The sequence below is a fragment of the Lysobacter sp. CCNWLW3 genome (assembly GCF_036697405.1).
GTDB lineage: Bacteria > Pseudomonadota > Gammaproteobacteria > Xanthomonadales > Xanthomonadaceae > Lysobacter.
Map to the genome: position 1 here is coordinate 121159 of NZ_JBAHWA010000006.1, position 19939 is coordinate 141097.

The 19939-nt window shown below is 69.4% G+C and carries 16 protein-coding genes; 11 read left to right on the forward strand and 5 right to left on the reverse strand.

Annotated elements, in window-relative coordinates; genetic code table 11:
* The first annotated feature begins 70 nt into the window (after window positions 1-70).
* The 3 genes from V1318_RS12185 (at window position 71) to V1318_RS12195 (ending at window position 4257) form a co-directional block, all read left to right on the forward strand.
* On the forward strand, window positions 71-1738 hold the full coding sequence (locus tag V1318_RS12185; protein WP_332939947.1) for a serine hydrolase domain-containing protein: 1668 nt from the start codon (window positions 71-73) through the stop codon (window positions 1736-1738).
* A 146-nt stretch (window positions 1739-1884) separates the two neighbouring features.
* Window positions 1885-3780: a peptidase M61 gene (locus V1318_RS12190; RefSeq protein ID WP_332939948.1), complete on the forward strand. Its 1896-nt coding sequence runs from the start codon at window positions 1885-1887 to the stop codon at window positions 3778-3780.
* 294 nt (window positions 3781-4074) lie between these two features.
* Window positions 4075-4257: a DUF1272 domain-containing protein gene (locus V1318_RS12195; RefSeq protein WP_332939949.1), complete on the forward strand. Its 183-nt coding sequence runs from the start codon at window positions 4075-4077 to the stop codon at window positions 4255-4257.
* A 98-nt stretch (window positions 4258-4355) separates the two neighbouring features.
* Here the strand turns inward: V1318_RS12195 and yjjJ are convergent, their stop codons facing one another.
* Window positions 4356-5738 (reverse strand): type II toxin-antitoxin system HipA family toxin YjjJ, encoded by a 1383-nt coding sequence (gene yjjJ / locus V1318_RS12200; protein WP_332939950.1) that lies wholly within the window; start codon window positions 5736-5738, stop codon window positions 4356-4358.
* 238 nt (window positions 5739-5976) lie between these two features.
* On the reverse strand, window positions 5977-9684 hold the full coding sequence (locus V1318_RS12205; RefSeq protein WP_332939951.1) for an indolepyruvate ferredoxin oxidoreductase family protein: 3708 nt from the start codon (window positions 9682-9684) through the stop codon (window positions 5977-5979).
* A 298-nt stretch (window positions 9685-9982) separates the two neighbouring features.
* Here V1318_RS12205 and V1318_RS12210 point away from each other — a divergent pair, with 298 nt between their 5' ends.
* Genes V1318_RS12210 through V1318_RS12225 form a run of 4 tightly spaced genes read left to right on the forward strand, consistent with a single transcriptional unit; the run spans window position 9983 to window position 11364 of the window.
* Window positions 9983-10291, forward strand: coding sequence for a cyclic-phosphate processing receiver domain-containing protein (locus V1318_RS12210; RefSeq protein WP_332939952.1), 309 nt, complete (start codon window positions 9983-9985; stop codon window positions 10289-10291).
* A 16-nt stretch (window positions 10292-10307) separates the two neighbouring features.
* Window positions 10308-10565, forward strand: coding sequence for a hypothetical protein (locus V1318_RS12215; RefSeq protein ID WP_332939953.1), 258 nt, complete (start codon window positions 10308-10310; stop codon window positions 10563-10565).
* Entirely contained in the window at window positions 10562-10900 is a 339-nt protein-coding gene (locus V1318_RS12220; protein ID WP_332939954.1) for a hypothetical protein, read from the forward strand. Before V1318_RS12215 ends, V1318_RS12220 begins: the two co-directional genes overlap by 4 nt.
* Before the next feature lie 41 nt (window positions 10901-10941).
* Complete coding sequence (locus tag V1318_RS12225) at window positions 10942-11364, forward strand: hypothetical protein (RefSeq protein WP_332939955.1); 423 nt, start codon at window positions 10942-10944, stop codon at window positions 11362-11364.
* Between the two features lie 167 nt (window positions 11365-11531).
* On the opposite strand, the gene nagA is transcribed toward V1318_RS12225, so the two are convergent.
* From nagA to V1318_RS12240, 3 genes are read right to left on the reverse strand one after another with little or no spacing between them, the layout of a single operon-like run.
* Complete coding sequence (gene nagA, locus V1318_RS12230) at window positions 11532-12674, reverse strand: N-acetylglucosamine-6-phosphate deacetylase (protein WP_332939956.1); 1143 nt, start codon at window positions 12672-12674, stop codon at window positions 11532-11534.
* Window positions 12674-13684, reverse strand: coding sequence for an SIS domain-containing protein (locus tag V1318_RS12235; RefSeq protein WP_332940058.1), 1011 nt, complete (start codon window positions 13682-13684; stop codon window positions 12674-12676). Before V1318_RS12235 ends, nagA begins: the two co-directional genes overlap by 1 nt.
* 35 nt (window positions 13685-13719) lie before the next feature.
* Window positions 13720-14472, reverse strand: a complete 753-nt coding sequence (locus V1318_RS12240; RefSeq protein ID WP_332939957.1) for a GntR family transcriptional regulator — start codon at window positions 14470-14472, stop codon at window positions 13720-13722.
* A 148-nt stretch (window positions 14473-14620) separates the two neighbouring features.
* On the opposite strand from V1318_RS12240, the gene zwf reads away from it, so the two are divergent.
* The 4 genes from zwf (at window position 14621) to V1318_RS12260 (ending at window position 19861) form a co-directional block, all read left to right on the forward strand.
* Complete coding sequence (gene zwf / locus V1318_RS12245; RefSeq protein ID WP_332939958.1) at window positions 14621-16138, forward strand: glucose-6-phosphate dehydrogenase; 1518 nt, start codon at window positions 14621-14623, stop codon at window positions 16136-16138.
* Complete coding sequence (pgl, locus tag V1318_RS12250; RefSeq protein ID WP_332939959.1) at window positions 16122-16877, forward strand: 6-phosphogluconolactonase; 756 nt, start codon at window positions 16122-16124, stop codon at window positions 16875-16877. Before zwf ends, pgl begins: the two co-directional genes overlap by 17 nt.
* 130 nt (window positions 16878-17007) lie before the next feature.
* Window positions 17008-18840, forward strand: a complete 1833-nt coding sequence (edd, locus tag V1318_RS12255; RefSeq protein ID WP_332939960.1) for a phosphogluconate dehydratase — start codon at window positions 17008-17010, stop codon at window positions 18838-18840.
* A gap of 340 nt (window positions 18841-19180) precedes the next feature.
* Entirely contained in the window at window positions 19181-19861 is a 681-nt protein-coding gene (locus V1318_RS12260; protein ID WP_332939961.1) for an HAD family hydrolase, read from the forward strand.
* Window positions 19862-19939: the final 78 nt, after the last annotated feature.

Here is a 19939-nt window from a genome sequence, read left to right on the forward strand (position 1 = left end):
CGCCACCACGGCAGGGACGCCCGATCCACGGGCGCGGCCCCGACGCCGTCGCCCCCCGGAGCTTTCCTGCATGCGTCTTTGGATCCTGTCCCTCGCGCTGAGCGCCGCCTCGTTGCCCTGCTTGGCGGGGAACCCGCCGTCCGCGGCCGAGGTCGCGCGTTTCGCCCAGCAGCAACTGCAGGACAACTACTCGACCGACGGCCCCGGCGCCGCGCTGCTGGTCGCGCGCGGCGACCAAGTGCTGTTCCGCGGCGCGCGCGGCGAGGCCAGCCTCGAGCTCGGCGTGCCGCTCAAGCCCGACAGCGTGTTCCGGATCGGCTCGGTGACCAAGCAGTTCGCCGCCGCCGGCCTGCTCAAGCTGGTGGAGGCCGGCAAGGTGTCGCTGGACGATCCGCTGTCAAAGTACCTGCCCGACTATCCCAACGGCGCCAAGATCAGCGTGCGCCAATTGCTCAATCACACCTCCGGCGTGAAGAGCTATACCGGCATCCCGGGCGTGATGGCCGGCCCGATCCGCATGGACCTGAGCACCGCCCAGCTGATCGATACCTTCAAGGCCCAGCCGGTGGATTTCGCGCCGGGCGCAGCTTGGGCCTACAACAACTCCGGCTACGTGCTGGTGGGCGCGGTGATCGAAGCGGCCAGCGGCCAGCCCTGGCACGAGTATCTGCAGCAGGCCTTGTTCCAGCCGCTGGGCCTGACGCATACGCGTTGGGGCGACGATCACGCGCTGATCCCGGACCAGGTCCAGGGCTATACCCTCAGGGACGGGCATCCGGCGCCGGCCAACTACGCCAGCATGAGCCAGCCGCACGCGGCCGGCGCGCTGGTGTCCACGGTCGACGATCTGCTGCGCTGGAACCGCGCGCTGCACGAGGGCAAGGTGCTGCGCGCCGACACCTACGCCAGGATGATCGCGCCCGAGGGCGCCGCGCAGAAGGAACGCTACGGCTACGGCATCGGCCACGCCACCATGCGCGGCGGCGATCTGCTCTCGCACAGCGGCGGCATCTTCGGCTCGCTGTCCTATCTGCTGTACCTGCCGGGCAGCGACGTCACCGTCGCGATCGTGCAGAACAGCGACAGCGTGGCGCCGGGCCGGCGCAATCCCGGCGTGCTCGCGCGCAAGATCGCCGCCTACGCGATCGGCCAGCCCTATCCGGAACCCAGCGCGACGCCGCCGAGCGTCGACCGGCTCAAGCCGCTGGAAGGCGTGTACCGCAGCGACGCCAAGACCGCGCGTGCGATGCGGGTGGTCGATGGACGCCTGGTGTCGCAGCGCATCGGCGGCCAGCGCGTGCCGCTGAGCGCGATCGGTCCCGACGAGTTCCTGTACGAGGACGGCCTGAGCCGGTTGCGTTTCGAGCGCGACGCGAAAGGCGCGGTGACCGGCACGCGCTTCTACGCCGAGGGCGAAGGCGAGGGCGAGTTCTCCGCGCGTACCCAGGAAGCGCTGCCCGCCGAGACCGTCGCCATCGCCCTGCCCGCGACCGCGCGCGAGCGCGTGGTCGGGCGCTACACGCGCGAGGCCATGGTGCTCACCGTGTTCCCGCAGGGCGAGCAGCTGATGGCGCAGATGGTCGGCCAGCCGGCGTTCGCGCTGGCCGCGACCTCGCCGACGCGGTTCGCGATCGACTCGGTCGGCGCGGTGCTGGAATTCGCGCCCGAGCCCGGTCCGGCCAAGACCCTGACCCTGCGCCAGGGCGGCGCGGTGCTGGAGTTCCAGCGCGCGCCGTAGGCATCCCGCGTGCGCGATCCGCCTCCGGCCTGTGCCGGGGGCGGCATTCGGCCGCGGGCCGCCGTGAAACGTGACCTATGGGAGGGGAGCGCGCGGCCGGCGCACGTAGGATGCGGATTCGTCCTTGTTCCGCCGGAGCCGCCTGCATGTCCGTTCGTCCGTCGCCCGCCGTGCTGCCGCTGCTGATCGCGGCGCTGCTGCCCCTGTCGTCCGCCGCACAGACCGCGCCGCCGGCCGACACGCCCTACCCGGGCACGCTGACGCTGGAGGTCGACGCCACCGACCTCGCCCACCGCGTATTCCACGCCAAACAGCGCATCCCGGTGCAGGCCGGCCCACTGACCTTGCTGTATCCGCAATGGCTGCCGGGCAACCATTCGCCGACCGGCCCGATCAACAAGCTCGCCGGCCTGGTCGTCACCGGCAACGGCCAGCGCATCGCCTGGAAGCGCGACCCGCTCGACGTCTACGCCTTCAAGCTGGTCGTGCCCGAGGGCGTGAGCACGATCGAGCTCGCGTTCGACTACCTCTCGCCCACCGGCGGCGAGCAGGGCCGGGTGGTCATGACCCAGGACATGCTGAGCCTGCAGTGGAACGCGGTCGCGCTGTACCCGGCCGGCCACGAGGCCGGCCGCATCCGGATCGCGCCCTCGTTGAAGCTGCCCGCGGGCTGGCAGTCGGGTACCGCCCTGGAAATCGACACGCGCGAGGGCGATACCCTGCGCTACAAGCCGGTCTCCTTCGAGACCCTGGTCGATTCGCCGCTGTTCGCCGGCCGCTATTACAAGCAGATCGATCTCGCGCCCGGCGCCAAGGTGCCGGTGCGTTTGAATGTGGTCGCCGACCACCCCAAGTACCTGGAAGCCAAACCCGAGCAGATCGCCGCGCATCAGCGCATGGTCGAACAGGCGATCGGCTTGTTCGGCGCCCAGCACTACGATCACTACGACTTCCTGTTCTCGCTGTCAGACCAGCTCGGCGGCATCGGCCTGGAGCACCACCGTTCCAGCGAGAACGGGCTGGACCCGGAGTACTTCACCGACTGGGACAAGAGCGCGGTCGGCCGCGATCTGCTGGCGCACGAGTACACCCACTCCTGGAACGGCAAATTCCGCCGTCCCGCCGACCTGTCCACGCCCAACTTCAACGTACCCATGCAGGACAGCCTGCTGTGGGTCTACGAAGGCCAGACCCAGTACTGGGGTTATGTGCTGACCGCGCGCGCCGGCATGTGGAAGCCCAAGACCGCGCTGGAGGTACTGGCGACCACCGTCGCCACCTACGCCACCGATCGCCCCGGCTTCGCCTGGCGCAACGTCCAGGACACCACCAACGACCCGATCATCGCCCTGCGCCGGCCGCAGGCCTACCGCAGCCAGCAACTCAGCGAGGACTACTACGCCGCCGGCCAGCTGATCTGGCTGGCGGTCGACGCCAAGCTGCGCGAGCTCAGCCGCGAGCAGCGCTCGCTGGACGATTTCGCCGCCGCCTTCTTCGGCGGCGACGACGGCAGCTACGCGGTCAAGACCTACACCTTCGACGACGTGGTCGCGACCCTGGACGGCGTGGCCAAGCACGACTGGGCGAGCTTCCTGCGCGAACGCCTGGACGCCAACGCCGCGCCGCTGGACGGCCTGGCCGCGAGCGGCTGGAAGCTGGTCTATACCGACAAGCCCAGCGATTACGTCAAGCAGACCGAAGGCGCGCGCAAGGTCACCGACCTGAACTGGTCGCTGGGCCTGATCGTGTCGAACAAGGACGGCAACCTGTCGTCGGTGCGCTGGGACGGCCCGGCCTTCAACGCCGGCCTGGCGCCCGGCTCGACCCTGCTGGCCGTCAACGGCTATGCCTACGAGGGCGAACGCCTGAAGGATGCGATCACCGCGGCCAAGGACCAGGGCCAGCCGATCGAGCTGGTGGTCAAGCAGGGCGAAGTGGTGAAGACGGTGCGCATTGACTACCGCGACGGCCTCAAGTACCCGAGCCTGGAACGCATCCCGGGCACGCCGGACCGGCTGTCGAAGATCCTCGCGCCGAAGTAGGCCGGCGCCGCGAGCCGCGCCGCGTTCGCCTTGGGGTAGGAGCGGCGTGAGCCGCGACCGCGAGGCTTCGGCCACGACATGGTCGCGGCTCACGCCGATCCGCGCAAGCGGGGCGGCGCCGGGGGGCCGGCGGGGCGCCCCCCGCCCCCCCCCCCCCCCCCCCCCCCCCCCCCCCGCTCCTACCCCGAAGTCGCTGCAGCCCGAGCGACCCGAGGTATTCGATCCTCGCCGCCGCCACCGTCGCGCGCTAGGCTGCGCGCATCCATCGCGACCGGGGCCGCCCGCATGCTCGAAATGAAATCCCAGTGCGAACGCTGCGCCGCCGCGCTGCCGCCCGACAGCGCGGCGGCGCTGATCTGCAGCTACGAATGCACCTTCTGCGCCGACTGCGTGCGCGGCCCCCTGGGTGGGGCCTGCCCCAACTGCGGCGGCCAGCTGCAACCGCGCCCGACCCGCATCGCCAAACCCGCCGCGTAACCTCGCGCTTCCTGTGGGAGCGGTGCAAGCCGCGATCGAACGCACGACTTCGTCGCAAGCAGTTTGCATCGCTGTAAAGCCGGCGCAAACGAGCGCGCTCAGCCGGGGAAGCGCCGCAGCAACTGCTCGATCCGCTGTGCATTGCCTTCCGCGACGGCGCGGAAGGCCGGCCCGATGCGCTTATCGGCTCGCGCGCGTTGCCACAGTTCGAGCGCGGCATCGGCCGCCCAGCGCCAGCTGTCCATCGCGTCGATCGGAACCGGCAGAATGTAGGGTCGCTCGTGCACCGCGCCGCCGGCGCTTGGTCGGTAGTGCATGGGCAGCATGTCGTAGATCGGTGCTAACACGACCTGCAAACGTTCCGGCTCGGAGTAGAAGCTGAGGTTGCCGAAGTGCATGTCGGTATTGCCGATGAAACGACCGAACAGGTGCAGGCGGCGGATGCGCTCCGCGTCGTCGTTGTCGATCAAGCCTTCGCGTTGCAGCGAGACTGCCGATACCGGCCAGTTGCCCGGATCGCTGCCCGCATAGGCCGCGTCCAGCGCATGTAAGGACACGATTCCGCGACGACCGCGTTGCACCGTGCGATCGAAGCGCGTCGATTGCAGGAAACGCCAGCCATCGCTGTCGATCAACTCGGTGGCGGCCGTTGGGATGCCGCGTTCGGACAATACCGCTCCCGCCAGGTGCTCGCAGGCCAACAGGTTGACCCACCGGCGTGCGGTGGCGTTGCCGGGGTCGTTGCGCGCGAACTTCACGATTACGCTCTGCCGTTCGCCGGTGGGCAGTTCGAGTTCGGCGGTAAATTTGGGCTGCTCGCCGCCGGCGGAGGAGCCGGCGATCTCGCCTTCCTCGGCCTGGAGCGCACGCTGAGGGTAGACGCGGGCGCGCTCGTCGGGAGCGATGATGGTGTCGAGGTTGTCGAGCATGGTGTCCAGCAGCGCCTGTTCCAGCGCCTGCTCGCCCAGCACCAGGTCGCCGGGTAGATCGCTGCCTCGGCGCAGCAGTGCGGTCACCACGTCCTCGGCCTGCCACAGCGCGATATCCGCCGGCGCCTCCAGCTCGGCGGCATGGCGCTGCACGAAGGCGCGGCCAAGGAAGCCCTGCGGCCTCAGATCATCCATGAACCAGGGCAGGTCCGGGTACAGGCCGTCGGAGAATTCGTCGTGCTTGTACAGGGGCAACGAGCGCTCGGATCGCAGGAGCCAGCCGCCGTGCAGGGCATGCAATTGGCCCAGCCGATCGGGTTGGCCGTCGGGAGTGATCCGGTGCAGCGGCCAATCGCTGCCGGCTCGCCCCAACGGGCGGGCCAGGGCATAGCGGCTGGCGCGGGCTCGCCCGATACGGACCAGGCGCGGCCCCAATGCAGCCAGTGCCCGCGACACCGTGGGTTGGCTGACGTCCATGGCGGCCGCCAAGGATGCCGCGGTTTGCGGCCCTCGTCGCAACAGGGTTTCAACGGCTTCGGTATGCCGGGTCATGATAGGATTTGAATCTATTTATGAATAGATAGTCAAATCCAGAGTGCCTTTAAACCGGGTCTAACCCGGCAAAACTCAGCGAATCAAGTGGTTCTGTGAATAGATACTTTTTTGCTCAACTAGGGACCCTCGACGACGCTGCACGTCGCCGAGGGTCCCTAGTGGCGGACATGTCGTCAAGACTCTAAGAGGCGCCCAGTCAAGCGGCCCTCTAAGCCGCATGGCATAGGGAAGCCGCTTACGCCGCCTGCACGATCCGCAACGGATTGCGGTACTGCTTGATCAGCTCCGCCTCGCGCTCCTTGGCCTGGTGCAGGTGCGCTTCCTTGACGTGGCCGTAGCCGCGGATGTGCTCCGGGATCGAGGCGATCTCGGCGGCCAGGCCGGCGTTGCCGTTGTCCAGCGTGTCCAGCAGTTCGCCCACGGTGCGCTCGTAGTCGGCGATCAGCTGGCGCTCCATCTTGCGCTCTTCGGTGTAGCCGAAAATGTCCAGCTTGCCGCCGCGCAGCTTGCGCAGCTTGGCCATCCACTTGAACGCGGTGAACACCCAGGGGCCGAACTCCTGCTTGATCAGGCGGCCCTGCGCGTCCTTCTTGGCCAGCAGCGGCGGGGCGAGGTGGAACTTGAGCTTGTAGTCGCCGTCGAACTGCTGCTGCAGGCGGCGCTGGAACTCGCCGCTGGTGTACAGGCGCGCGACTTCGTACTCGTCCTTGTAGGCCATGAGCTTGAAGAAGTAGCGCGCGACCGCCTCGGTCAGGTCGGTCGAACCCGGCGCCTTGCGCTGCTCGGCCTCGCGCACCTTGGCGACGAAGTCGCTGTAGCGCTTGGCGTAGTTCGCGTCCTGGTAATCGGTGAGGAAGGCGATGCGGCGCGAGATCAGTTCGTCCAGCGAACGCGACAGGCGCAAATCGTCCAGCGGCAGGAAGGCGAGGTTGTCGCTGTCGGCCCGGGCCGGCACATGGCGCAGTTCGTCTTCGTTGCGGGTCGCGCGCGGGGCCGAGGTCGCGCCCCACTCGTTGCCTTCCCACTCGCCCGGCGCCAGGTGCGGCAGGTCGCGCGGGGTGGCTTCGGCGCGGGTCTGGGCATTGCGCACCAGGCCGGCGGCCTCGGCCACGGCGGCCGGGTCGATCACCGCCAGGCGGCCCCAGGCGAAGGCGGTCTTGTTCATTTCGATCGCGGCGCCGTTGAGTTCGACCGCGCGCATCAGCGCCTCGAACGCGATCGGCACCAGGCCGCGCTGCCAGGCGTAGCCGAGGATGAACAGGTTGGTCGCGATCGCGTCGCCCATCAGCGCGGTCGCCAGCTGGGTCGCGTCGACCACGTGCGGATCCTGGCCGCCCAGCGCCAGCTTGACTGCGGCGACGATGTCGGTGGCCGGGAACTGCATGTCCGGACGGGTGGTGAAGGTGCCCGGCATCGCTTCGTAGCTGTTGAGCACCACCGCGCTGCGGCCGGCGCGCACCTTGGACAGCGCCCAGTAGTCGTTGACCACGACCATGTCGCAGCCCAGCACCAGGTCGGCCTCGCCGGCGGCGATGCGCACGGCGTGGATGTCGGCCGGGGTCTTGGCGATGCGGATGTGGGTGGTGACCGCGCCGCCCTTCTGGGCCAGACCGGTCTGGTCCAGCACCGACGCGCCCTTGCCTTCGAGGTGGCCGGCCATGCCCAGCAGCGCGCCGATGGTGACCACGCCGGTGCCGCCGACGCCGGTGATCAGGATGTTCCAGGGCTGGTCCAGCGCCGGCAGCTGCGGCAGCGGCAGATCGCTGAGGCGGTCCTTGGTGTTGGAGCCCCCGCTCTTATCGGGCTTGTTCTTCTTCAAGCCGCCGCCGTGCACGGTGACGAAGCTGGGGCAGAAGCCGTTGACGCAGGAATAGTCCTTGTTGCAGTTGGACTGGTCGATCTCGCGCTTGCGCCCGAACTCGGTTTCCTTGGGCAGCACCGACACGCAGAACGACTTCTTGCCGCAGTCGCCGCAGCCTTCGCAGACCAGGCTGTTGACCATCACCCGCTTCTGCGGATCGACCATCTTGCCGCGCTTGCGGCGGCGGCGCTTCTCGGTGGCGCAGGTCTGGTCGTAGATCAGCACGCTGACGCCCTTCACTTCGCGCAGGCGCTTTTGCACCTCGTCGAGTTCCTTGCGGTCGTAGAACTCCATCTCGCCCGGGAAGATCTCGCGCTTGTGCCACTTGGCGATGTCGTCGGACACCAGCACGATGGTCTGCACGCCTTCGCTGCGCACCTGGTGCGCGATCTGCGGCACCGACAGGGTGCCGTCGACGGGTTGGCCGCCGGTCATCGCGACCGCGTCGTTGTAGAGGATCTTGTAGGTGATGTTGACGCCGGTGGCGACCGACTGCCGGATCGCAAGCGAGCCGGAGTGGAAGTAGGTGCCGTCGCCGAGGTTCTGGAACACGTGCGGGGTGTCGGTGAACGCGGCCTGGCCCGACCAGGTCACGCCTTCGCCGCCCATGTGGGTGAAGGTGTCGGTGCTGCGGTCCATCCAGGTCACCATATAGTGGCAACCGATGCCGCCCAGCGCGCGCGAGCCTTCCGGCACCACGGTGGAGGTGTTGTGCGGGCAGCCCGAGCAGTAATGCGGCACGCGCGGGAACGCGGCGCGCGGCAGGGCCAGTTCGGATTCCTTCTCCTCCATCCAGCGCAGCACGTCGCGCATGTGCTCGCTGTCGTGGAAGCGCTGGATGCGGCGCGCGATCACGCCGGCGATGCGCGCCGGGGTCAGCTCGCCGGTGGACGGCAGGATCCACTCGCCGCTCTCGTCGTACTTGCCGACGATGGACGGACGCTGGCCACCGTCCCAGTTGTACATCGATTCCTTCATCTGGCTTTCGATGAAGGCGTGCTTCTCCTCGACCACCAGGATGTCCTGCAGGCCGCGCGCGAACGCGCGCAGGCCCACCGGCTCCAGCGGCCAGGTCATGCCGACCTTGTAGACGCGGATGCCCAGGTCCGAACACGCGCGCGCGTCCAGCCCCAGGTATTCCAGGGCCTGCAGCACGTCGAGGTAGCTCTTGCCGGTGGTGATGATGCCCAGGCGCGCGTTCGGCGAATCGATGACCAGGCGGTCGATCTTGTTGGCGCGCGCGAACGCCTGCGCGGCCTTGACCGCGTACTGGTGCAGGCGCATTTCCTGGTCCATCGGCGGATCCGGCCAACGGATGTTGAGACCGCCCGGCGGCAGCTGGAAGTCGTCGGGGGTGACGATCTGCAGCGCCAGCGGATTGACGTCGACCGAGGACGAGGATTCGACGGTCTCGGCGATGGTCTTGAAGCCGACCCAGCGGCCGGTGTAGCGCGACATCGCCCAGCCGACCAGGCCCATGTCGAGGATGTCCTGCACGCCGGCCGGGTTCAGGATCGGCATCATCGCGCTGACGAACTCGCCTTCCGAGCCGTGCGGCAGGGTCGAGGAGCGGCAGGCGTGGTCGTCGGCGGCCAGCGCCAGCACGCCGCCATGCTTGCCGGTGCCGGCCGCGTTGGCGTGCTTGAACACGTCGCCGGTGCGGTCCACGCCCGGGCCCTTGCCGTACCACATGCCGTACACGCCTTCGACCTTGGCGCCCGGGAACAGGTTGGTCTGCTGGGTGCCCCAGACCATGGTCGCGCCCAGGTCTTCGTTGAGGCCGGGGGTGAACTTCACGCCCGCCGCCTCCAGGTACTTGCGTGCGCGCCACAGTTCCAGGTCGAAACCGCCCAGCGGCGAGCCGCGGTAGCCGGAGATGAAGCCGCCGGTGTTCAGCCCGGCGGCCTGGTCGCGCAGCCGCTGCATCAGCGGCAGGCGCACCAGCGCCTGCACACCGGACAGGTAGATGCGGCCTTCCTGACGGGTGTACTTGTGATCCAGCCCGTAGTCCGGGTCGAGGACGCTGTTGGTCAGGGCGGTGTTCGCCGACGAGGGCGAGCTGAGTTCTGCGGTGCTGGTCATGGCGGGCTCTCGCGGCGGTGCCGCGGGTGGGCTGGCGGGGGAGGGACGGCGGCGTCCGGGCGGGAGCCGGCGACCGCCGGGTCCGAGCAAAGACTCGGAATTATAGCCTTTGTGCGTAAACCGGCCGCCAGGCGGACCCGGTGCGGCATGCCGGCCGCCATCGTATGGGGCCCTGGGCACTTCCCGTGTGGACGGCGCGCGCGCTGGAACGGGCCCGCTGGGAACGAGCTGCGCGGAATCGGTTACGCCCTGGCGGCCGCGCTCGCGCTCGCGCCGGGCAGCGGCTAAGGTCGCCGACATGCGCGTGTACCTCGACGACGAACGAACGACGCCCGTCGGCTGGGTCCGGGTCTACTGGCCCGACCAGGCGATCGCCCTATTGCGCCAGGGCGTGGTGACCGAACTCAGCCTGGACCACGACCTCGGCGACGACGCCCGCGGCACCGGCTACGACGTGATCGCCTGGATCGAGGAGGCGGTGGCGCTGGACGGTTTCCAGCCGCCGGCGATCGCGGTGCACTCGGCCAATCCGTCGGCGCGCCTGCGCATGGAGGCGGGGATCGCGGCGATCGCGCGGCTGGCGGCGCGGTCGGGGCAGCGGGCATGAGCGCGCGGCCATGAGGATGGCTGAGCACGCCTTGGTTCGCATCGTCGCCGCGGTTCCCGCCGAGCGCGTGGACGGAAGCTTCGGCGCCGGCCATCAGCCGGCGATAGGCGACATCGGGGTGGTCGTTCACGTCTACCCGATACTGCCGGCGCACGAAGCGATGTTCATCGTCGAATGCGTGGCCGATGACGGACGCGCCCGCTGGTTGGCGGACGTAAAGGCGTCGGAACTGGCTCCCGTCGAAAGTGCGTTCACGCGGCGGCCGAGCGCATGAGCCGCCTGCCTGCTCCCGCGCACGCCACGGTGCTGTTCGAGCTGACCGCGCGCACCCGGGCCGGCAACGTCAAGCGCGTGTTCTCCGGCTACCGGCCGCTGTACGCCATCACCACGGATACCTGGACTTCCACCAGCCACGAGTTTCTCGATGTGCCGCACGTGGAAACCGGCGACCGCGCACGCGCGCAGGTCTGGTTCCCGGTGCCGGAAAACTACCCGGGCAGCCTTTGGGTCGGGCGGACGCTGAAGGTGGCGGAGGGCGCGCGCGACGTGGGGGGGGCGACGGTGTTGGCGGTGCATCATCCTTTGCTTGCGCGCGACGGGCTTGCCTGAGCGCTAGCCGAGGCCGCATCCAGGCGTCCGTGAATCCCATGATGAGTATTCCCAGCCCGCCCTCAGAACGTATCTTCGACCTCGGTGCCTACGTGCTCGGCCCGAGTCACGAGCAGGTGCTGGCGCTGTTGTCGGCGCGGATCGGCGCGTTCGTGCCGGAGTACGCGGACGAGGACACCGCGATGTACGGCTGCGGCGAGATCGTGCTGACCTTGAGCGAAAGCGTCGACGGCTTTCTGAGCGTGTACCTGGCGCGCTGCCGCCTGTGGCCCGACGATGTCGCATTCGCGCGCTATCTGGCGCAGGCCCTGGCGTGCGTCGTGCGTTGCGATCCGGGCGCGGCGTATCCCGAGGTCAGCCCGTACTCGCCGGTGTTTTTGGAGGTGAGCGGAAGCGGCGAAAGCCTGGTGACCTGGGACGAGGTCGAAGACGACATCGACCCCGAGCCGCCCGCGCCACCGTAGGATGCGGTGAGCGCAGCGAACCGCATCGTGTTGCGGTTCAAGCCTTGCTTGCGGGGCTTGCGGTGATGCTTCGGGGGGCGATGGGCGTCGGCGCTGCGCGACGGTGCGGTTCGCTGCGCTCACCGCACCCTACGGTCGCGGTTTAGCTTCGACGCGCCCGCGCCGACTCAGACTTGGCCGTCGATCCAGGTGCCGGCGACCTGCAGCGCTTCGTCCAGCACCACCAGGTCGGCGCGATAGCCCGGTGCGATCCGGCCCAGTTCGTGACCCAGCCCCAGGAACTCGGCCGGATAGGTCGACGCCATGCGGCAGGCTTCGTCCAGCGGCAGGCCCAGGCGCCGCACGGTGTTGCGCACCGCGCCGGCCATGTCCAGCGCCGAGCCGGCCAGGGTGCCGTCGGCGGTGCTGCACTTGCCGTCGCGGCAGGTCATGGTCTGGCCGTACAGCACGAAGTCCTCGCGCTCGCCGCCCACCGGCGGCATCGCGTCGGTGACCAGCATGATCTTGCCGCGCGGCTTGGCGGCGATGGCGATGCGCAGGGACGCGTCGTGCACGTGTTCGCCGTCGACGATCACGCCGCACCAGCTGTTCGGGTCCTCGATCGCCGCGCCGACGCCGCCGGGTTCGCGGCTGCCCATCGGGGTCATCGCGTTGAACAGATGGGTCACGCCGCGCACGCCGTGGGCGAAGGCCTCGCGCAGGCGCGGATAATCGGCGGCGGTGTGGCCGGCGCAGACCAGCACGCCGCGCGCGGCCAGGGCCTGCAGGGTGGCGTTGTCGAAGCGCTCCGGCGCCAGCGTGAGCATGGTCTTGCCGACGCCCAACGAGGCGATGCGGTCGAGTTCGTCCGCGTCCGGGGTGTGGAACTTGCCGGGGTCGTGCACGCCCTTGCGCGCGCTGGCCAGGTAGGGGCCTTCGAGGTGGATGCCGAGGATGCCGGGCACGCGCCGCGCGATCGCCTCGCGCACGGCGTCGATCGCGCGCAGCATCACCGCCACGTCGTCGCTGATCAGGGTCGGCATCAGGCCGGTGGTTCCGTAGCGACGGTGCGCCTGGGCGATGCGGCGCAGGCCGTCGACCGTGGGCGCATCGTTGAACAGCACGTCGCCGCCGCCGTTGACCTGGGTGTCGATGAAACCGGGCACCAGATGACGGCCCTGCAGATCGACCACCTGCGCGCCGGCCGGGGCGACGCCCGGAACCACGGCGACGATATGGCCGTCCTCGACGATCACGCACAGGTCGGATTCGAAGCCGCGCTCGTCGAGCACGCGGCCGTTGACGAAGGCGGTGGCGACGGAGGCGGACATCAGACGGTCTCGGTGACCTTGTTCAGATGCGGCGGCAGGTCCGGATTGTGCCCGCGCGCCACCGACAGCGCATTCACCGCCTTGTAGAAACTGGCCACGGTCAGCAGCGGCGTCATCGCCGGATGCAGCGAGGCGGGCATCGGCAGGGTGCCGGGGCCGCCGCGGCCCGGCGCGGCCAGCCACACCGGCGCGCCGCGCGCGCGGAATTCCTCGGCCACCGCGACCGTGCCGTCGCCGGTGCCGTCGTCCTGGGCGAAAGCCAGCACCGGGAAACCGGGGCCGACGATCGCCATCGGACCGTGCTTGACCTCGGCGCTGCTGAAGGCCTCGGCGTGCAGGCCGCAGGTTTCCTTGAACTTGAGCGCGGCTTCCTGCGCGGCGCCCAGGCCCAGGCCGCGACCGACCACGAACAGATTGCGCGCATCGATCAGGCCTTCGACCAAGGGCGACCAGTCCTGCGTGAAGGCCTGGCGCAGCGCCTCGGGCAGCGAATGCACGGCGTTGAACAGCGCGGCTTCGTTGCTCCAGCGCGCGGTCAGTTGCAGCAGCGCGGCCAGCGAGCACAGATAGCTCTTGGTCGCCGCGACGCTGGTTTCCGGACCGGCGTGCAGGCCCAGCACGGTGTCGGCGACTTGCGCCAGCGGCGAGTCGAGCACGTTGACCAGGGCGACCACGTGCGCGCCTGCGGCCTTGGCGATCTCGGCGTTGCGGATCAGGTCCGGGCTTTTGCCCGATTGCGAGATCGTCACGAACAGCGCGTCTTCGAGGCGCGGTCGGATCGCGTAGACCGAGCCCACCGAGGGCGAGGCCGAGGCGGTGACCAGGCCGAGCTGGGTCTCGAACAGGTATTTGCCGTAAGTCGCGGCATGGTCGGAGCTGCCGCGCGCGCAGGTCACGATGAAGCGCGGCGGACGCTGGCGCAGGCGATCGCTGAGATCGTCGATGGCGTCGGCGTTGGCCGCGAACTGGCGCGCGACCGCGTCGCCGGCCTCCTGCGCCTCGGCGTACATGCGCGTGCTCGTCGGGTCCAGCAGGGTCGGTGTGCTCACGGCGTGGTTTCGCTCTGCAGTTCGGCGACGAAGTCGTAGGCGTCGCCGCGGTAGAAGGATCGGGTGAACTCGACGACGCGGCCGTCGTCGAGGAAGGTGCGGCGTTCGATGAACAAGCCGGGCGCGCCCTCGGGCAGGCCCATCAGCCGCGCCTGCTCGGCGTCGAAGGCGATCGCGCGCAGGCGCTGCAAGGCGCGCGCGGGGCGGATGCCGAGCTTGGCGAAGGCTTCGTACAGCGAGTTCTCGACCAGGGCCGGGTCCGGCAGCACGGCCAGCGGCACCACGGTGCGCTCCAGCGCCAGGGCCACGCCGTCGGCGGTGCGCAGGCGGTAGTAGCGGATCACCGGGGCGCCCGGCGAGAGGTTCAGCGCCATCGCCTCCTCGGGGGTGACCTCGCCGACGCCGCGCTCCAGGAAAGTCGAGCGCGGGTCCAGCCCGCGCGCGCGCAGGTCGTCGGTGAAGCTGGTCAGGCGCGAGAAGGATTTGACGATGCGCTCGGCGACGAAGGTGCCCGCGCCCTGGCGCTGCACCAGCAGGCCGTCGGCGACCAGGCCGGCGATGGCCTTGCGCACGGTCACCCGCGACAGGTCCAGCAGCTTGCCCAGCTCGCGTTCGCCGGGCAGGGCCTGGCCGGCGGTGATCTCGCCGTTCTCGATCGCATGCTGCAAGGTCCGGCGCAGGTGCTGGTAGGCCGGGGCGCGACGCGCCTGGGCCTGACGGCGGAACTCGCTGACGAGGTAGGGCTCCATGGCGAAAAGATACCAGTGTCAGACCACTGGCGGCAACATCGGCCTGGACCGCCAGGCTAAACGGTTGATTTACCGCTAATTTGCGTAACTGGTATCTCACTGGTATCTTTCCTGGTATGGTTTTGCCCATACCAGTCCGAGCCCGTCCATGAGCGTGTACTCCGTGCCGTCCCCGTCCCAGACGCCGCATCTGGCGCCGCTGGCCCCCTTCGACCTGGTGATCTTCGGCGGCACCGGCGACCTGGCCATGCGCAAGCTGCTGCCGGCGCTGTTCCATCGCTACGCCGACGGCCAGATCGTCGCCGGCACCCGCATCGTCGCGATCGCGCGCGACCACCAGAGCGACGACGACTACCGCGGCCGGGTGCGCGAGGCGCTGGCCAAGTTCGCCAACCTCGATGCGCGCGAAGCCGACGCCATCGACGGCTTCCTGGCGCTGCTGCTGTACCGGCGTCTGGACCTGAGCTCGGACGCGGCCTGGCCGGAGTTCGCGGCCGAGTTCGCCGGCGACGAGCGCGTGCGGGTGTTCTACCTGGCGGTCGGGCCGGATCTGTTCGGCGTCGTCGGCGACCGCCTGCAGTCGCACGGCCTGGTCGGGCCGAAGACGCGGGTGGTGGTGGAGAAGCCGCTGGGCAAGGACGGCGCCAGCGCCGACGCGATCAACGACGCGCTCGGCCGCGTGTTCGCCGAAACCCAGATCTTCCGCATCGACCATTACCTGGGCAAGGAGACGGTGCAGAACCTGACCGCGCTGCGCTTCGGCAACGCGCTGTTCGAGCCGCTGTGGAAGGCCGAGCACATCGACCACGTGCAGATCACGGTGGCCGAAACGGTGGGCGTGGAATCGCGCGCGCCGTATTACGACAAGTCCGGCGCGCTGCGCGACATGGTCCAGAACCATCTGCTGCAGCTGCTGTGCCTGGTGGCGATGGAGCCGCCGTCCTCGCTGGCCGCAGACGCGATCCGCGACGAGAAACTCAAGGTGCTGCGCGCGCTGCGCCCGATCGAGAACGGCAACGCCGCCCAGTACACCGTGCGCGGCCAGTACAAGGCCGGCGCGGTCGACGGCCGCGCGGTGCCGGGCTACGCGCAGGAGCTGGGCGCGCAGTCGCATACCGAAACCTTCGTCGCGCTCAAGGCCGAAGTGAAGAACTGGCGCTGGGCCGGGGTGCCGTTCTACCTGCGCACCGGCAAGCGCCTGGCCGAGCGCGTGTCGGAAATCGTGGTGACCTTCCGCCAGGTGCCGCATTCGATCTTCGAGGACCTCACCGAGCAGGATCCGTCCAGCCGGCTGGCGCCGAACAAGCTGGTGCTGCGCCTGCAGCCCGACGAGGGCGTGAAGCTGTGGCTGATGAACAAGGTGCCCGGCCCCGGCGGCCTGCGCCTGCGCCACGTGCCCCTGGACATGAGTTTCGCCGCGGCCTTCGGCGGCCGCCAGGCCGACGCCTACGAGCGCCTGCTGATGGACGTGGTGCGCGGCAATCCGATGCTGTTCATGCGCCGCGACGAAGTCGACGCGGCCTGGAAGTGGATCGACCCGATCCGCGCCGCCTGGGCCGCGGGCGCCGAAGCGCCGCGCCCCTATACCGCCGGCAGCTGGGGCCCCAGCGCCGCGGTCGCCTTGATAGAACGCGACGGGAGGACCTGGCATGAAGATGCAGGCTGAGCGCTTGACCGTGATCGAACCGCTGCCGTTGCCTTTGCACGAGCGCTTGTTCGACGATGCCGAACAACTCGCCCAGGCCCTGGCCAAACAAGTCGCGGCCGATCTGCGCGGCGCGCTCGCGCGCCACGGCGAGGCCTGCATCGCGCTGTCCGGCGGCAACACGCCCAAACGCTTCTTCGAGGCGCTGGCCACCCAGACCCTGGACTGGGCGCGGGTGACGGTGTTGCCGGTCGACGAGCGCTGGCTGCCGCCGGAGCATCCGCGTTCCAACGAAAAGCTGCTGCGCGATCATCTGCTGCGGCACAACGCCGCCGCCGCGCGCCTGCTGCCGATGTACCGCCCCACCGAAACTCCGGAAGCGGCCTTGATGCCGGTGCTGACCAAGATCGCTAACGAAGGCTTGCCGCTGGACGTGGCGGTGCTGGGCATGGGCGAGGACGGCCATGTCGCGTCGCTGTTCCCCGACCTGGGTCGCGACAATCCGGGCCTGCGCGAAATCGGCCTGCAGCCGCGCGGGCGCGCGCCGGTGATGGCGGTGCGCACCGAGGCCATGCCCGAGCCGCGCATGAGCCTGACCCTGAGCGCGATCTTCACCGCGCCGGCGCTATACCTGCATATCGAAGGCGCGAAGAAGCGCGCCCTGTTGGACGCCGTGCAGCGCGATCCGCGCAGCGTCCTGCCGATCCGTTCGGTCCTGGCGGGCGCGCCCACGCCGCCGACCCTGTATTGGAGTCCGTGATCGTCGCGGACCTCATAGACAGCGTCGCCGCGGAGTTCGCCCCTCCCACCCGCGGCGCGCTGTCGCCCTATGCTGGGCCACGCGCCGATCCGGACCTCCATCGCCAGCGCTTTGCAGCCAACGAGTCCCCGTGAACACCTCATTGCATCCCGTAGTCGCACAAGTCACGCAACGCATCGTCGAACGCAGCCGCGCCCGCCGCGACGCCTACCTGGCCCGCATCGACGCCGCCCAGGGCAGCGGGCCGCAGCGCCGGCGCCTGTCCTGCGGCAACCTCGCCCACGGTTTCGCGGCTTGCGCCAGCGGCGACAAGCAGGCGCTGCGTTCGGGCCACGCGCCCAACCTGGGCATCGTGACCTCCTACAACGACATGCTGTCGGCGCACCAACCGCTGGAGCGCTTCCCCGACCTGCTCAAGGCCGCCGCGCGCGAGGCCGGCGCGACCGCGCAGGTCGCCGGCGGCGTGCCGGCGATGTGCGACGGCGTGACCCAGGGCCGCGAAGGCATGGAGCTGTCGCTGTTCTCGCGCGACGTGATCGCGATGTCGACCGCGATCGCGCTCTCGCACGACATGTTCGACGCCGCGCTCTACCTGGGCGTGTGCGACAAGATCGTGCCGGGCCTGCTGATCGGCGCGCTGCACTTCGGCCACCTGCCGGGCATCTTCGTGCCGGCCGGCCCGATGACCTCGGGCCTGCCCAACGACGAGAAATCGCGCGTGCGCCAGCGCTACGCCACCGGCGAGGCCAGCCGCGACGAGCTGCTGGAAGCCGAGGCGCGCAGCTACCACGGCCCCGGCACCTGCACCTTCTACGGCACCGCCAATTCCAACCAGATGCTGATGGAACTGATGGGCCTGCATCTGCCAGGCTCCAGCTTCGTCCATCCCAACACCCCGCTGCGCGACGCGCTGACGGCGCAAACCGCGCAGCGCGCGGCGCAGATCACCGCGCTGGGCGAGGACTACCGGCCGATCGGGCGCATCGTCGACGAGCGCGCGATCGTCAACGGCGTGATCGGCCTGCACGCCACCGGCGGCTCCACCAATCACCTGCTGCACCTGATCGCGATCGCCGCGGCGGCCGGCATCGAACTGCGGCTGGAGGACTTCGACGCGCTGTCCTCGGCGATCCCGCTGCTGGCGCGCGTGTACCCCAACGGCAGCGCCGACGTGAATCATTTTCACGCCGCCGGCGGTCTGGCGTTCTTGATAGGCGAGCTGCTCGACGCGGGTTTGCTGCATGGCGATGTGGAAACGGTGGCCGGCCCCGGCCTGAGCCGTTACCGCGTCGAAGCGAGGCTCGAAGGCGATGGGCGCATCGCCTACGTGCCGGCGACCGGCCGCAGCGGCGACCCCTCCGTACTGCGTCCGGTCGCCGAGCCGTTTCGCGCCGACGGCGGCCTGCGGGTGCTGGTCGGCGAGCTCGGCACCGCCGCGATCAAGGTCTCGGCCGTGCCCGAGGACCGCTGGGTGGTCGAGGCGCCGTGCCGGGTGTTCAGCGAGCAGCACGAGGTCAAGCAGGCCTTCGAGCGCGGCGAGCTCGATCGCGACGTGGTGGTGGTGGTGCGCTTCCAGGGCCCGCGCGCCAACGGCATGCCGGAACTGCATCAGCTCACCCCGACCCTGACCGTGCTGCAAAAGCGCGGCCACCGCGTCGCCCTGGTCACCGACGGCCGCATGTCCGGCGCCTCCGGCCAGGTGCCGGCGGCGATCCACGTTACCCCCGAAGCCGCCTGCGGCGGGCCGTTGGCGCAGCTGCGCGACGGCGATGTCGTGCGCGTGGACGCGATCGCCGGCACCCTCAGCCTGCGCACCGAGGACGACTGGACCCGGCGCGAACACGCGCGCGTCGACTTGTCCGGGCACCACGTCGGCCTGGGCCGTGAACTGTTCGCCGCGTTCCGCGATTACGCCGCGCCGGCGGACAGGGGCGCGGGAGTGTTTGCGCCGACGCCGGTTTGAATGTTGCGATGTCGCAACTCGCGTTTTTTTCCGTCATTCCCGCGAAAGCGGGAATCCAGTGACTTCAGCGCGTCGCCGGGTCAACTGCGGATGCAATGCAGAGCGGCGATGCAGCACGGCTTCGATCAGTCCCGTCGGGTTGGCGGTAACAACCAAGTCACTGGATTCCCGCCTTCGCGGGAATGACGGCCAAAGAGCAATGCGAAGCAGAAGCTGATCCGCAAACCACAAACCACAAACCACAAACCACAAACCACAAACCACAAACCGCAAACAGAAAACAGAAAACCACAAACCGCGATACCCTCGCTCACCACCGCAGTCGATCCTGGAAGCCCCCATGCCCGCCCCCGCCCGCACCGCCTTCCTGTTCGACCTCGACGGCACCTTGGTCGACAGCGTCTACCAGCACGTGTTGGCGTGGAAGCAGGCGCTGGATGCCGACGGCATCCCGCTGTCGGTGTGGCGCATCCACCGCAAGATCGGCATGAGCGGCGGCTTGTTCACCAACATCCTGCTGCGCGAAACCGGTATCGACATCACCCCGGAACGGGTCGAGCGCCTGCACCGCCTGCACGCGCAGGCCTATGGCGCGCAGGCCGGCCAGATCCGGCCGCTGCCGGGCGCGGTCGAGCTGCTGGCCTACCTCAGCCAGAACGACATCCCCTGGTCGATCGCGACCAGCGGCCGCATGGAGACCGCGCGCCACAACCTGCTCGCGCTAGGTGTGGATCCGGAGCAGGTGCCGGTGATCACCCGCGACATGGTCCGCCATGCCAAGCCCGACCCCGACCTGTTCCTGGCCGCGGCCGACGCGCTGCAGGCCGACATCGAGCATTCGATCGTGGTCGGCGACAGCATCTGGGACCTGTTGGCCGCACGCCGCGCGCGCGCCTTGGGCGTGGGCCTGCTGTCGGGCGGCTACGGCCAGGACGAACTCGAACGCGCTGGCGCGTTCCGGGTCTACGAGGATCCGGCCGATCTGCTCAAGCACATCGATGAGGTCGCCGCGCGCGCTTGAACGCGGCGACAGCGAGCGATGGCTTACTGGCAACGAGCAGCCAGTAGTGAGTAGCCTGTTCCTAGTTCCTAGTTCCTA